The 13,572-nt window shown below is 62.7% G+C and carries 13 protein-coding genes; 6 read left to right on the forward strand and 7 right to left on the reverse strand.

The features are described 5' to 3' along the window. Positions 1–24 precede the first annotated feature (24 nt). A complete protein-coding gene (locus PQ627_RS01710; RefSeq protein WP_274258085.1) occupies positions 25–480 on the forward strand; it encodes a universal stress protein in 456 nt (151 codons plus the stop codon). A 15-nt stretch (positions 481–495) separates the two neighbouring features. Here the strand turns inward: PQ627_RS01710 and pta are convergent, their stop codons facing one another. Beyond that, positions 496–2,565: a phosphate acetyltransferase gene (pta, locus tag PQ627_RS01715; RefSeq protein ID WP_274258086.1), complete on the reverse strand. Its 2,070-nt coding sequence runs from the start codon at positions 2,563–2,565 to the stop codon at positions 496–498. 169 nt (positions 2,566–2,734) lie between these two features. Here pta and PQ627_RS01720 point away from each other — a divergent pair, with 169 nt between their 5' ends. Continuing rightward, positions 2,735–3,157: a pyridoxamine 5'-phosphate oxidase family protein gene (locus PQ627_RS01720; RefSeq protein ID WP_274258087.1), complete on the forward strand. Its 423-nt coding sequence runs from the start codon at positions 2,735–2,737 to the stop codon at positions 3,155–3,157. Here PQ627_RS01720 and PQ627_RS01725 read toward each other — a convergent pair. From PQ627_RS01725 to PQ627_RS01740, 4 genes are read right to left on the reverse strand one after another with little or no spacing between them, the layout of a single operon-like run. Continuing rightward, positions 3,102–5,039, reverse strand: a complete 1,938-nt coding sequence (locus PQ627_RS01725) for a heavy metal translocating P-type ATPase (RefSeq protein ID WP_274258088.1) — start codon at positions 5,037–5,039, stop codon at positions 3,102–3,104. The two genes, PQ627_RS01720 and PQ627_RS01725, sit on opposite strands and share 56 nt — an antisense overlap. Continuing rightward, complete coding sequence (locus tag PQ627_RS01730) at positions 5,032–6,099, reverse strand: zinc-dependent alcohol dehydrogenase family protein (RefSeq protein WP_274258089.1); 1,068 nt, start codon at positions 6,097–6,099, stop codon at positions 5,032–5,034. Before PQ627_RS01730 ends, PQ627_RS01725 begins: the two co-directional genes overlap by 8 nt. Before the next feature lie 24 nt (positions 6,100–6,123). Further along, positions 6,124–6,588, reverse strand: a complete 465-nt coding sequence (locus tag PQ627_RS01735) for a pyridoxamine 5'-phosphate oxidase family protein (RefSeq protein ID WP_274258090.1) — start codon at positions 6,586–6,588, stop codon at positions 6,124–6,126. A gap of 60 nt (positions 6,589–6,648) precedes the next feature. Next, complete coding sequence (locus PQ627_RS01740; RefSeq protein ID WP_262278324.1) at positions 6,649–7,116, reverse strand: pyridoxamine 5'-phosphate oxidase family protein; 468 nt, start codon at positions 7,114–7,116, stop codon at positions 6,649–6,651. A 135-nt stretch (positions 7,117–7,251) separates the two neighbouring features. Between PQ627_RS01740 and PQ627_RS01745 the strand changes: the two genes are divergently transcribed. Then, entirely contained in the window at positions 7,252–8,961 is a 1,710-nt protein-coding gene (locus PQ627_RS01745; protein ID WP_274258091.1) for a sensor histidine kinase, read from the forward strand. A 1-nt stretch (position 8,962) separates the two neighbouring features. On the opposite strand, the gene PQ627_RS01750 is transcribed toward PQ627_RS01745, so the two are convergent. Then, positions 8,963–9,658, reverse strand: a complete 696-nt coding sequence (locus tag PQ627_RS01750; protein WP_262278323.1) for a response regulator — start codon at positions 9,656–9,658, stop codon at positions 8,963–8,965. Between the two features lie 230 nt (positions 9,659–9,888). Between PQ627_RS01750 and PQ627_RS01755 the strand changes: the two genes are divergently transcribed. From PQ627_RS01755 to PQ627_RS01765, 3 genes are all read left to right on the forward strand, one after another. Beyond that, entirely contained in the window at positions 9,889–10,251 is a 363-nt protein-coding gene (locus tag PQ627_RS01755) for an SPW repeat domain-containing protein (RefSeq protein WP_262278322.1), read from the forward strand. 81 nt (positions 10,252–10,332) lie between these two features. Next, positions 10,333–11,715, forward strand: coding sequence for an MBL fold metallo-hydrolase RNA specificity domain-containing protein (locus PQ627_RS01760; protein ID WP_274258092.1), 1,383 nt, complete (start codon positions 10,333–10,335; stop codon positions 11,713–11,715). A 112-nt stretch (positions 11,716–11,827) separates the two neighbouring features. After that, positions 11,828–12,691, forward strand: coding sequence for a universal stress protein (locus PQ627_RS01765; RefSeq protein ID WP_274258093.1), 864 nt, complete (start codon positions 11,828–11,830; stop codon positions 12,689–12,691). Positions 12,692–12,709: 18 nt separating this feature from the next. On the opposite strand, the gene PQ627_RS01770 is transcribed toward PQ627_RS01765, so the two are convergent. Continuing rightward, positions 12,710–13,564 (reverse strand): universal stress protein, encoded by an 855-nt coding sequence (locus PQ627_RS01770; protein WP_274258094.1) that lies wholly within the window; start codon positions 13,562–13,564, stop codon positions 12,710–12,712. Between the last annotated feature and the right edge of the window lie 8 nt (positions 13,565–13,572).

Here is a 13,572-nt window from a genome sequence, read left to right on the forward strand (position 1 = left end):
GGCCTGTACCGACAAGCTGGTCCCATGAATTCAAAAAACACCGCAGCCCGGGTGATCGTGGGTGTCGATGGCTCGGACTTTTCGTCAACGACGCTGGAAATGGCCGGACGTATGGCACCTGCCTTCGGGGTACCAATAGAGGTGATTACCTGTGTCGGAATGTCCGATTACTACCTGTCCTCCCGTTTGGAACATGAGCTGACGCGTTTCACCTCGGAACTCGAGGACACTGCCAGACGCCTCGTTGATGAGTCGCTGGTGAGGGCATTCGGAGATTCACCCCCGGCGGGCTTGAAAGTGACAGTGAAGTTCGGCGAGCCAGCCAAAGTCCTGGTGGAAGAGAGCCGTCATGCCCGGTTGCTTGTTGTCGGCAGGCATGGAGCCGGCGGTTTCCTGGGGCAAGCGATCGGTTCAGTGAGCCGGGCCTGCGCAGCCCACGCCCACTGCCCGGTGCTCGTGGTCGCTGCCGACGACGAATAGCCCGGACCAGACGCATCACCCCTGGGCCTGGACTGCCGTGATGGCAACGGTGTTGATGATGTCCTCTACGGTGGATCCTCGGGACAGGTCGTTAATGGGCTTGCGGAGTCCTTGAAGAACTGGGCCGACGGCGACCGCACCGGCAGATTGCTCCACCGCCTTGTAGGTGCTGTTGCCTGTGTTGAGGTCGGGGAAGATGAACACGGTAGCCTTTCCCGCCACTGCTGAAGAGGGAAGCTTGGTGCTGGCCACGTCTGCATCCACCGCTGCGTCGTATTGGATGGGTCCTTCTACGGGCAAGTCTGGCCGCGCTGCTTTCACCAGCGCCGTGGCACCCCTTACCTTGTCCACGGATGTGCCGGCGCCGGATTGGCCTGTGGAGTAGGACAGCATCGCGATCCTGGGTTCGACGCCGAACCTCGCTGCGGTATCTGCAGACGCCACCGCGATGCAGGCCAACTGTTCAGCGGTTGGATCAGGAACGACGGCGCAGTCTCCGTAGACAAGGACTTTGTCCGGAAACAGCATGAAGAACACCGAGGAAACGACGTCCCTGGGATTCCGTCCTTTGACGAACTCAAGGGCGGGTCGGATGGTATTCGCGGTGGTATGGGTTGCACCGGAGACCATTCCGTCGGCCAAGCCGAGATGGACCATCATGGTTGCGTAATAGCTCGGCTCGAGCATCACTTCCCTGGCGCGTTCGAGGATCATCCCTTTGTGGGCCCTCAACCTGCAGTACTCACGCGCAAAGCGCTCCTCATCAGGCGATGCCACGGGATCGACAATGGGTACATCGGCGATGTCCAGGCCGTGGGTGGTGGCCAACGCGCGGATTGCGGCAGGGTTTCCGAGCAGTGTCAGCCGGCACACATCACGGCGCCGCAGGATTTCAGCCGCCCTAAGGATACGAAGGTCCTCCCCTTCCGCCAGAACGATGTGCTTTTGGTGTTTGCGAGCCCGCTCAATCAAGTCGTTGAAAAAGCGCAGCGGTGTGATGGCGGAGGGGCGGGGCAAGGCAAGTTGTCCCAGGAGTCCGGCCTCATCGACCCTGCGTGACCAGATCCCTAACGCAGCAGCGATCTTGCGGGTCTCACCGGTATAAATTTCACTGCGGACCGCCAAAGCCCGCTGCGCAATTGCAGACAGGTCCCTCCGTGAACTGAAGACCGGGAAGGGTGCGCTCTCCAGCAAATTCATGACCTTGGGCACGGGCCGCAGGCCGTCGGTCAGGATGATGCCGGCCGGGGCCGCCTTATCCGGTGAGAGCGCCGAAGCAACGCACGCCAGAATGACCTCTGTACGGTCCCCGGCAACCACCACCAAGTCTCCACTGTCCAGTACGTCCAGGAAGGCGTCGGCGTTCATTCCGGCCACCCGGACTTTCCGAACGTCCCTGTCCCGTTGCTTGCTGCCTGTAATGGCCCTTAGTCGGAGCGACGTTGCTATGTCGGCGACCGTTGGGGTCGAGATCCCGGGGACCTCTGGGATGATGAAACACGGTATGTCCGGGGCGGCCATCTTTACTGCCGCTTCCACGAGGGATTCGGTTCCAGGCTCCACGCGGTTGACCACCACAGCAAGCACGGAACAGTGAGCTGCGCCAAACCGCCGGAGGGCCGAGGCTACTGCTTGTCCGGCCTGGCTGGGGCATCGGCCCCCTCCGCCAACGACGGCCATCACGGGCAACCCCAGATTGCTGGCCAACACCGCGTTAAGTTCAAATTCACGTTGTGGATCATGTCCCCGCAGGTCCGAGCCATCCACCACTATGGCGTCACACGCCAGTGACATGCGACTGAAAATTTCCAGGGCTCCGGCCACCAACCCGTCCGCGTGCTTCCATTCCATGCCGGTCATGGCGGCGGATAGTGAGGATCCGCCCCTGCACTGCGGGGCGCCCAGCTGGTAAAGCCGTCTAAGCAACAACACCACAGGGTCCTTTCGGATGCTCTGGCCGTTGACCAGCGGGCGGAATACACCCAGATGCCCCACGTGACGATGGAGCATGTCAGCAAGGCCCAGGAGCACCAACGATTTGCCGGTCCCGGGGGCCTCGGAGGCTACGTAAAGGCCCTGAACCACGGTTTCCTTCTTTCTTTGTGTCCGCGGGTTATCGTGGCCCCGGAAACGTCAAGGGGCCGGGGACCTTGGACCCTGTTTGCCGGCGGTGCCCCGCCCATAGGATCGCAACCAAGAAGGCGAAGGCGAGGACTCCCTCCGCCGCCGATTCCACACCAGGAGGAACACAGTAATGGAAACTGACGAACGGCCCGGCACCGTCTTGTCCGATGATGAGTCGTGGAAGGTCCTGCAACGAAACCAACACGGCCGTTTGGCGGTGAGCGTGCTGGGCGAACCTGATATCTATCCGCTGAACTTCATCGCCGACCAAGGCAGGCTGTTGGTTCGGACCAATCCGGGAACAAAGCTCGCAGAATTGACCGTCAATGAACGTGTGGCGTTCGAAGTGGAGGAGATCAGCGACGGCGAGGCCTGGAGCGTGGTCCTCAAGGGCACTGCCCGCGTCATTGAGTCCCAGACGGAGATCGACGAGGCCGAGAAGCTGCCGCTCAAACCGTGGATTCCCACCCGCAAGTACACCTACGTCGAAATTCGCCCTACGCGGGTCCATGGCCGGCACTTTGAGCTTGGTGATGAGCCGGAGCGGTATTAGGTTCCGGTTTTCGGGACCGTCGCCGGTTGCCGTGCTTTGGCCCTTCCAACGCCCTCAGGGCGTTAAGGATGGTTGCCAGATCCACGAGCTCTTGGAGCAGCGCCCCGGCAACCGGAGGAATAAGGCCCAAGGAAGCAACCACCATCAGGACCAGGCTGAGTAGAATTCCCGTCCAGATGCTGGTGCGTGCAACGCGCAAAGTGCGCTGACCGACGTCGACCGCCACCGCAACCTTGGCCAGATCATCAAGCATGATGACCACGTCGGCTGATTCGCTCGCGGCAGTGGCGCCACGCGCCCCCATGGCGATTCCGACGTCGGCCGCGGCCAGGACAGGCGCATCATTGATGCCGTCGCCCACCATCATCACCGGCCGGGCGGTCAAAGCCGCCACGGCTTTGACTTTGTCTTCGGGCAGGCATTCAGCCAACACTTCTCCCATGCCGGCTTCTGTGGCAATGGACCGGGCTGTGCTCGCGGCATCTCCGGTCAGCAAAAGCGCCTCACGGATACCGAGGCCGCGCAGACGTGCCAGCGTGGCTACGGCGTTAGGCCGCAGGGGGTCACTCATGATCAGGCTGCCCGCGAAGCGGCCGTCCACACCCACGTAGACGGCAACTTGGCCGCCCTTGAGTGAGGACAGCTCGAAGCCCTTCGTATGTTCGCGGACGAAAGCGGGCTTGCCCACAATTACTTGGCGTGCCCCGACCTGGGCGGCAACGCCGTGTGTTGCCTGTTCGGTGGCATCGTTTGCAGGCAGCAGCCCTAAGCCTCGATCCTGCGCCGCCGCCATCACGGAGGCCGCGAAGACATGCGAGGAATACTGTTCCGCCGAGGCGGCCAACTGCAGCAGCAGATCCGCCGGCACAGATGCAGGCACGGCCGGCCGGACTTCCACGAGCAGGGGCCTGCCTTGGGTGAGCGTCCCGGTTTTGTCGAAGACGGCCGTTCTTACCTTGCTGAGTTGCTCCAAGGTGCCGGCGTTCTTGATGATGACCCCCGCCTTCGCCGCCCTGCTGGTGCCGGCAAGGAATGCCACAGGGGCAGCGATAAGCAAAGGGCACGGAGTAGCGACTACCAGGACCTCAACGAATCGAACAGGATCCCCGCTGATGAACCATGCAGCACCTGCCAGTACAAAAGCCGCAAGGGTGAATGGCACAGCATATCTGTCTGCCAGGCGGACGGTGGGGGCCCTGCTGGCGGCTGCTTCTTCGACCAGTGAAACTATCATGCTGTAATGCGAGTCCTTGGCGGTGGCTGTTGCCCGCATGCGCACGGCTTCGGACCCGTTGACGGAGCCGCTGAGCAGCGAACCGCCCCGCGACCGCTCCACGGGAAGGCTCTCCCCGGTCAAGGCGGACTCGTCGAATGTTCCGGCTTCAGACAACAGTTCACCATCCACCGAGATAGTCTCCGCCGGCTTGACCAATAGCACGTCGCCAGGGTTTACGGCCTCTACCGGAATGTCCAGGATGGCGCCTGTCCCGCTTTCGCGGTGCGCAATCCGTGGAGATCGCGCGAGCAGTGCGGTCAGTTCCCGGGCGGCGCGGCCTTGGGCGTAGTCCTCCAGGGCCTCGCCTCCAGTCAACATGAGCACTATCACCAGGCAGGCGATATATTCGCCGACGGCGACCGTCGCACCAATGGCGGCAATTGCGAGTAGGTCGATGCCCCAGCGTCCGCGGAAAAGGCCCTTGATCATGGACCCTGCGCGATACAAGGCGACCGAGAGCGCGTAGATGGATGCCACCCCCTGCGCCGCCCCGCCCTGCCCGCAGAGAGACAAAACGGCGACCACGGCGCCTACCAGGACCGTAGTTCCAACGAGCGGATAGCGCAGGGCCAGACCGATAAACCCCGGTGGGTTGCGGTCAGTCACGGACGTCCCTGGACAAGACCACTTTCAGCGCCTGCGTTTCGCTTGCTTGGGCGAAAGTTTCGTAGGCATCCATGATCCGGTGCAGCGGGAAGTGATGGGTGGCGAATTTCCCGGCGGGAAGTTTGTGCTGGGCAACCAGGCGCAGCAGCATGGGTGTGGTGTTGGTGTTCACCAGCCCCATGCTGATGTTGATGTTGCGGATCCACAGGTCCTGCAGCGGCAATTCTGCAGGTTTGCCGTGCACACCGATGTTGGCCACGTTTCCTCCGGGCCGGACCAGCTGCAGGCACATGGCAAACGTTTCCGGGAGCCCCACCGCTTCCATGACGACGTCCACGCCGGAGCCGTCGGTAAGGGAAAGGGCCTCATTCAACCAGCCGGGATTGCTCGGATTGATGGTGTGGGTGGCTCCGAATTCCGCAGCGCGGGACAAACGGCTTTCGTTGGGATCGATGGCGATGATGATCGAGGCTCCGCACAGCCCCGCTGTTGCCATGACAGCCAAGCCGATAGGTCCGGCTCCTACGACGGCGATGATGTCGCCCGGGGCTACCCGGCCATCGAGGACGCCGATTTCAAAAGCGGTTGGCAGGATGTCGGAGAGCATGGCGGCCTCGTCATCACTGACGTTTTCGGGAACCTTGTGCAGTGAGTTGTCTGCATAGGGGACGCGTACGAATTCGGCCTGGGTCCCGTCGATGAGGTGGCCGAAGATCCATCCAGTGCCGGGCTGCCCCTCATCCCCCAGGCAATGGGAGAACAACATCTTCCGGCAGTTGCTGCAGTGTCCGCAGGACTTGATGCAAGAGATGATCACCCGGTCGCCGGGCCTGATACCGCTGACCGAGCTGCCCACCTCGGTGACAGTGCCTACCCCTTCGTGGCCGAGGATCCGCCCGGGCTTCACTGCCGGGACATCTCCTTTCAGGATGTGAAGGTCTGTTCCGCAGATGGTTGTTGTGTCAATGCGCACTATCGCGTCCGTGGGTTGGCTGATCATTGGATCCGGAACGTCCTTCCACGTTTTCGTTCCGGGCCCGTCATACACGAGGGCCTTCACTGCATCGCCTTTCTGCCGTGCCCGTCAGCGGAATGACTCCCTGCGGGCGTCGTTGAGTGGTGCATCCCAAACATCGGGACGGGTAGTGGTAAAGCGCCTTCCCGTGATGGATTCCGGGGTCAGCCTGACGTAATGGTTTTTGCTTCCGGGTTGCCATGGATCCAGACCAAGTGCGCCAACTTTTGCGAGTTCGTGATGCTCAAGGATCACCGCCGCCCGACCCCTGGCCACGACGCTCCAGGCCTGGGATGCAAGGGCTTCATACCCGTCGATTTCAAACGCGCAGGGCGCCGTCATGGCACTCCAGTACTTGGTTCCGGCACCTGTGCGGAAAACGATCCCGTCCTGGTCCAGGACGTAGTTCACCGGAAAAACGTCCGGATGTCCCTCGGCGAGGACCGCGAGCCGGCCTACGGATTGATGACTGAGCAGATCCCAACATTCTTCGGGGTCAAGTCGTTCGACGGCTTCCCGGGGTGTCTTTTCCATGGCATGACGCTAACGTCGGCGGACCGACGTCGTTAGGGCCGTAGGTCCTAACGACGCCAGCTATTCGAGACCAGCGCGGGTGGCGTCGTCGAGCGGACTCCACCACGTCAGCGGCTCCGTGACCTTGAAGCGCCGCCCGGTCAGGGAGGTGGGGACGATGCGGATGAAGTGGTCTTTGCGGCCGGCTTGCCAGGGGAAGAGCAACAAACCCACGGTGTCCAGGACATCCTGGGTGAGTTTGATGCTCTCGGCCTTTCCCTTGAGCACCACGCTCCACGCCACCCCGGAAGCGGCGTCCACGCCGTCGGCCTCTACCGCCACGGGAGTGGCACCCAAGGTTGCGTGGAGCTTGGTGCCTTCTCCGGTCCGGAAGACCAACGTGCCGTGGTCCACCTTGTAGTTGATCGGGAAGATGTCCGGATGGTCGGTGTTCCACACCGCAAGCCGCCCCACTGACACGCTCCGGAGCTGCTCCCAGCACTGCTTGATGTCGAGGGTTTCCGTTTCGGGTACTGCCTTGTTGGTCATGGTTTGACCGTAAGGGCGTTCAGGGCAGCAGGACAGGGTAGAAAGACCCGTGTCCAGGTGTCGCCAGCCTCCGGGAGTCCAGAGTAGTCTGTCCACGAAGACGCCCAGCATCCAGCCCGCTTTGGGAGGGCAATGATGAACCACCCGTCCGGCCCATCAGCGGAGGAACACCAGCCCTCCAAGGTCCCCCTGGAGGAACTGCTCCGAAATTTCATGTCCCGGGCCGGGGAATTGCTCATGGCCGAGGAACGAACCCGGGGGCTGCTGGAAGCCGTGGTGGCGGTGGCCGGCGACTTGAGCCTCGAAGCAGTACTTCAACGCGTTGTGGAGTCCGCGCGCCAGCTGCTCCAGGCACGGTACGCGGCCCTGGGCGTCATTGGCGAGGACAAGGCACTGAGCCACTTCATCACCGTGGGCATGGACGAGGATCGCGCCCGGCGCATCGGTCCCCTTCCAACCGGGCACGGAGTGCTGGGCCTGCTGATCACCGAACCGGCCCCCCTCCGTCTCCACGACCTGCGGGAACATCCCCGGGCCTATGGTTTTCCCGAAGACCATCCCCCGATGAAGTCGTTCCTGGGCGTCCCAATCAGGGTCCGGGACGTGGTCTTTGGCAACCTGTACCTTACGGAAAAGGAAGATGGTGGTGACTTCACGCCCGAAGACGAGGACCTCGCCGTGGCCCTTGCCGCCGCAGCCGGCGTCGCCATTGAAAACGCGAGGCTCTATGAGGACGGGCGCCGACGCACGGCGTGGCTTGAGGCCTGCATGGCCGTGACCGACCAACTGCTGGACCGCGATCGGGAGGACAAGCCGGTGGAAGCCATCTTGGACATCGTCACGGAAAGTGCAGCGGAAGAGACCGGCAGTTCCCTGGCAATAGCCTTGGTTCCCGCCAGCAGTGGCGCCTACGCTGTGGCGGCGGTCAACAACCGGAGCGGCCCGGATCCCGTTGGCATGCTGTTTTCCGTGGGTGCACCGGTAGTGCGCAACATCATCCTTAGCGGATGCAGCATCGTCGTTGAAGATACTTGGAACCTGCCCGGCATAAGTGGAAGTATTATCCAACCCAAGGTGCTGGTAGTGGATCTCAGCGCCCAGGGGACACATTACGGCTTGCTGGTCCTGGCCAGGGACAGCGACGCGGGAGAGTTCACCTCGACAGACACTGAAATGGCGTCCGTGTTCGGTTCCCACGTGGCCATGGCACTGGCCCTGGAAAAGATCCGCCGTCTCCGTGAACAGTCGCTGGTCTTCACCGACAGGGACCGGATAGCCAGGGACCTACACGACCTTGTCATCCAACGGCTTTTCGCGGCCGGCCTAAGCATCCAGAGCCTCCGGCGCTTCACGGCCGACCCGTCCGCGCCGGAGCGGATAGACGGGATAACCGATGAGTTGGACACCAGTATCAGGGACCTGCGCGATACGATCTATTCGCTCGGTGCCCCTTCTCCTGGCCGCGCCCCGCTGAGCAGCCGAATCCTTGAGAAGGTCCGTTCAGGCGCGGCTGCCCTCCCCTATACACCGCATCTGACGCTGACGGGCAGGGTTGACGCGTTGGAAGACGAAGCCGTCATCGAGCACCTGCTGGCGGTCATTTCCGAGGGGCTTAGCAATGCCGTCCGGCATTCGGAGGCACAAACGATCGCTGTTTCCGTTGTCGTCGCACCGGACTCACTCACCGTCGAAGTGAGCGACGACGGCCGGGGCTTCGACAACGCCGTTCCCGGAAACGGGCTTGCCAACATGGTGGAACGGGCGGTTGGACTCCACGGCTCCTGCACCATCACCAGCAGGCCGGGCGAGGGAACCACTGTGACGTGGTCCGTCCCCTTGGCGTGACTCAGCCCAAGGTTCCTCTTTCCCCCTCTGGAGCGTGGGCCATGAAAACGGCAGCCTGTGTTCGGCGCTCGAATCCCAATTTTGCCAGCAGGGATGATACGTAGTTCTTAACTGTCTTTTCAGCCAGCACCATCTCCTCCCCGATCTGCCTGTTGGTCAAGCCCTTCCCCACGAATTCCAAAACCCTGCGTTCCTGTGGAGTCAATGCCGCTACCCGCGGATCCGGCCGCTCAGGTTCGGTGAGCCCTTGGATGATACGCTCGCGCACGGTGTCGTCGAAAAGGGATTCGCCATGGGCTGCCCGGCGCAGCGCACCCAAAAGGTCAGTGCCGCCGATTTCCTTAAGGATGTAGCCGGCCGCGCCGGCTATGACTGCACCCCGCAAGGCCTGCTCATCGTCGTAGCTGGTGAGGATCACGCAGTTCAGCGCAGGGTCCACCGAGCGCACGTTACGGCAGACCTCGATCCCGGTGCCATCCGGCAACCTTGCGTCCAAAACAGCTATGTCAGGATGCAAGGCCGGAATGCGCCGCGTTGCTTCCTCAGCCGACCCGGACATCCCCACCACCAGGAAACCTTCGTTTTCGAGCAACTCCTGGAGGCCCCGACGGACCAACTCATGGTCGTCGAGAATGTAGACCCTGAGAACCTGCCCGGCGTTGCCGGTGTTGGCAACGGGCACCTCCTGGACATTCATGACGCGCTCCTGTCCGGCGCATGGTGGCGCCTGTGAACTCCGTCTGCGTTGCGGACTGTGTCGATTCTGAACCACTCGCGCCTACCTTACAAGGGACCAAGGGCCCGACCACGCGCGGTGACTTTAGGCCCTGTTGCTGCGGGGGCCGGGCGGGGAATGTGGAAGTACGGGATACCGGAAACCAAGCGCAAAGGGCGCGTCCGGGCATCCACAGAAGGAGCACGATTTCCATGAAGCGATGGACGCGATGGCAGGACTGGGTTGTTGCCGCCGCAGGTGCCTACACGGCATTGTCGGTCCTCTGGACTTCCCAGACAGGATCGTCGACGGCGATCATGGTCACCTTGGGCATCCTGCTGATCGCAGGCGCAGCAATCAACCTGGCCATGCCGGGCATGCCGGCTGTTGAATGGGCGCAGGCCGTTATTGCCGTGGCACTGCTGCTGGCCCCTTGGGTGGGCGCCTTCACTTCGGCTACGGGGGCCGCGTGGACCGCCTGGATCGCCGGCGCTGTAGCTTTGGTGGTCACGGCCCTGGCCATCAGGCCCAGCACCGAGGAATACCGGCATCACCACGTTGCGCCGGCACCTTGACAGGCGGCAATCCGATCCGGCGCCGCTGCCGCTGCGGCGTCGGATCGCCCTGTGCCAGTGGCCGGCCCGGAAGGAGTTGTGATGGTTGGAAACAAGGCCGTTCTTCGATTCCTCGGTGCAACTGACACGGTAACGGGATCCCGCTACCTCGTCGAGTACCAGGGCACCCGCCTGTTGGTGGACTGCGGCCTCTTCCAAGGCTACAAACGTCTCCGGGAACGCAACCGCAGACCGTTCCCCGTCCCACCCTCGGAAATCGATGCGGTCCTGCTGACACATGCCCACCTGGACCACACAGGCTACCTTCCCCTCCTGGTCAGGGACGGCTTCCGCGGCCCCGTCTACAGCACCGAAGGCACGAGGGAGCTTTGCAGGCTCCTGCTGCCGGACAGCGGGCACCTGCAGGAAGAGGAAGCCCGCCATGCAGAACACACAGGCTCCTCCATCCATGATCCCGTCTTGCCCCTCTACACTGCCTTGGACGCCACCCGATCCCTGCAGAGTTTCCGGCCCGTGGATTTCGATTCCCCTGTGCACATAGGGAATGCCTTCGAGGCGGTCTTCGTGCCGGCCGGGCACATACTTGGCGCGGCCCAGATCCACCTTAGCGCCGGACAGCAGTCGATTCACTTCACCGGAGACCTGGGCCGTGCCGACGACCCCCTTATGAACCCGCCCCGGCCCCTCGAAGCCGTCGATGTGCTTGTCACGGAGTCAACGTATGGCAACCGCAAACACCCGACGGGCGATGCCGGAAAGGAACTGGCGGAGGTGGTGTCCCGGACGGCCAAACGCGGCGGGATGGTCCTCATTGCCGCTTTCGCCGTAGGCAGGGCTGAAAGCCTCCTCCTTCAACTGGCCAGGCTTAGGCAAAAACGTGCCATCCCGGAGATTCCCATATACCTGAACAGCCCCATGGCCATTGACGCGAGCTACATGTACCAGCAGCACCCTGAAGAGCATCGGCTCAAGCCAGAAGAGTTCAAGGCCATGTACCAACTGGCCACGATGACCAGAAGCGTTGACGACTCCAAGCTCCTCAACCTCAGGGGAGGTCCCATGATCATCATTTCAGCGAGCGGCATGCTCACGGGTGGTCGGATCCTGCACCACATGGAAGCCTACGGCGGAGACGCCAACAATACCGTGGTCCTCAGCGGCTACCAGGCCGGGGGAACCAGGGGCGCGGCCCTCGCCGCCGGAACCCGCGAGATGCGGATCTACGGACACGATGTTCGCATCCGGGCCGAAGTAGTGCAGCTGGAGGGGCTAAGCGCCCACGCAGATGCGGACGCCATCATCAGCTGGATGCGCACGGCGCCACAAGCGCCCCGCATGACTTATGTGACGCATGGCGAAGCTGAAGCCTCCGAGGCCCTGCGCCTTCGCATCAAGCATGAACTGGGATGGAAGGCCCGGGTTCCGGAGTACCTGGAAAGAGTCTTGCTCGACAACCCCCACTGACGCGCCATTGCGGGACTTAGGGCCCTAACCTTTCCGCTTGCGGCCAGTCAACACTGGAGAAACACAACCCCGGCGACAGGTTCGGGGAAACTTCGAAGAATCAGGATCAGTCATGAGAGAGGCCATTGTCGTCGGTGTCGGCGATTCTCCGAGCAGTGAGGCTGCGATGCGTTGGGCCATGCACCGGGGGGCTGCCCTCAAGGTGCCCGTCCTGCTCGTGCACGCAGTGGATGACAGGTGGGCGTACGACGCCGTCGGCTACAACGATTGGATCCGCAACTCGGGCGCGGCCCTTCTGGCAGACGCCAAAGACCGGGCGGCAAAAATGGAGCCTACAGTGACCCTCAGTACTGACCTGGTTTCGGGGGCACCCGGGTACTCACTGAGGAAGAAGTCCAAGAAGGCTTCCATGGTGGTTATCGGATCCGGACACAGCTGGGTGGGGGGTTCCCTCACCGACCGCGCCCTGCAAGTTGCGGCGGTGGCCCAATGCCCTGTAGCCGTCATCGGTGAACATGACCTGGGCAGCCGGAAGGGTGTGCTGGTGGGGGTGGACGGCTCCGAAGAGTCCGTCCAAGCCGTGGCTTTCGCTGCCGCCGAGGCAGACCGGACGGGACAGGAACTTACCGTACTGCACGCGTTCCATCTGCCTGACCCGTGGCTGAGCCGGGGCATGCCCGGGGGCAACTTCAGTAGTCTCATCGAGCAGGAGGAACGTGTTGTACTTGCCGAAACAGTCGCCGGTCTGGCCGACACTTACCCGGACCTGACGGTCCATCAAGTCCTGCAGACGGACAGAAGCCCTGCCGAGGCCCTACTGACGGCTGCGAAGACCGCGGCCCTCCTGGTTGTCGGGAGCCGTGGACGTGGCAGCTTTAAGCGCTTGATGCTGGGATCCACCGCCCACGCCGTACTGGCCAAACTTCCATGTCCCACCGTCATCACCCGGGTAAAGCCAGTCAAGCATTCGGGATAATCCGCCTCTTCAAGGCGATCAACTTCCCAAGGTCTGCCCCGTGGCTTGGCGTACAACAAGCACGGGGCAGCCCGCGTGGTGGAGTACTGCGTGCGCCGACGAGCCGATACTTGCACGCACCGAGCCGCGGGCACTGGAACCCACAACTACCATCTGTGCATTGTCCGCCGCAGCCAGGAGTGTCCCGGCCACTGAGACTCCCGTCAGCAACAGATCCTCAATCCTCAGCTCAGGCCTAGTGTTGCCAACGCTCCGGACTGCGGATGCAAGGGTCTCCCGAGCGGCCGCCACATGTTTTGGCGACCGGCTCTCGGCGCGTCCCATGACGTGAGCGATGCGCAGGTCCGCCCGCATCACGGAAGCGAAAAGTGCTGCCTGACCTACAACGCTTTCCCAATACTCGTTGCTGACGCCTACCAGTATCGGGCCGCCCGTATGCCCGTGCTCTCGTATCACCGCCACCGGACACAGCGCAGTCTCTGCCAGCTCAAGACTGACTGATCCAACCAGCAAGCCCATAAACCCGCCCATGCCGCGGCTTCCCACCACCAGCAGCGCAGCCCGGGAGGACAGCTTCCGGAGGTTCTCGGCAGGCCAACCATAAACGAGGCTCGTTGTCAGTTCGAGACCAGGGGCAGCTTCGCGGACACTGGCAACTCCCTCGGCGACGATGGTCTCGGCCGAGTGTTTGGTTGCGGGATCCGCCCCGCCGGTGACCGGGTTGGCCGCGTCGGCAACCTCCGGCCACAATGAGCAGTGCACCAGATGGAGGCCGCACCGTCGGGCCTGCGCATGATGAGCCGCCCAACGAACAGCCTGCCCGGCCTCACGGGAGCCGTCATAGCCCACTACCACCCGGCCGTTGGTGTCCATTGATGTTC

Origin of the sequence: Paenarthrobacter sp. AB444, from assembly GCF_028736865.1 — a bacterium.
GTDB lineage: Bacteria > Actinomycetota > Actinomycetes > Actinomycetales > Micrococcaceae > Arthrobacter > Arthrobacter nicotinovorans_B.

Coding starts and splice junctions, on each gene's coding strand:
- PQ627_RS01710 (WP_274258085.1), top strand. CDS start 25: ATGAATTCAAAAAACACCGCAGCCCGGGTGATCGTGGGTGTCGATGGC.
- PQ627_RS01720 (WP_274258087.1), top strand. CDS start 2,735: ATGGAAACTGACGAACGGCCCGGCACCGTCTTGTCCGATGATGAGTCG.
- PQ627_RS01735 (WP_274258090.1), bottom strand. CDS start 6,588: ATGGAAAAGACACCCCGGGAAGCCGTCGAACGACTTGACCCCGAAGAA.
- PQ627_RS01740 (WP_262278324.1), bottom strand. CDS start 7,116: ATGACCAACAAGGCAGTACCCGAAACGGAAACCCTCGACATCAAGCAG.
- PQ627_RS01745 (WP_274258091.1), top strand. CDS start 7,252: ATGAACCACCCGTCCGGCCCATCAGCGGAGGAACACCAGCCCTCCAAG.
- PQ627_RS01750 (WP_262278323.1), bottom strand. CDS start 9,658: ATGAATGTCCAGGAGGTGCCCGTTGCCAACACCGGCAACGCCGGGCAG.
- PQ627_RS01755 (WP_262278322.1), top strand. CDS start 9,889: ATGAAGCGATGGACGCGATGGCAGGACTGGGTTGTTGCCGCCGCAGGT.
- PQ627_RS01760 (WP_274258092.1), top strand. CDS start 10,333: ATGGTTGGAAACAAGGCCGTTCTTCGATTCCTCGGTGCAACTGACACG.
- PQ627_RS01765 (WP_274258093.1), top strand. CDS start 11,828: ATGAGAGAGGCCATTGTCGTCGGTGTCGGCGATTCTCCGAGCAGTGAG.
- PQ627_RS01770 (WP_274258094.1), bottom strand. CDS start 13,564: ATGGACACCAACGGCCGGGTGGTAGTGGGCTATGACGGCTCCCGTGAG.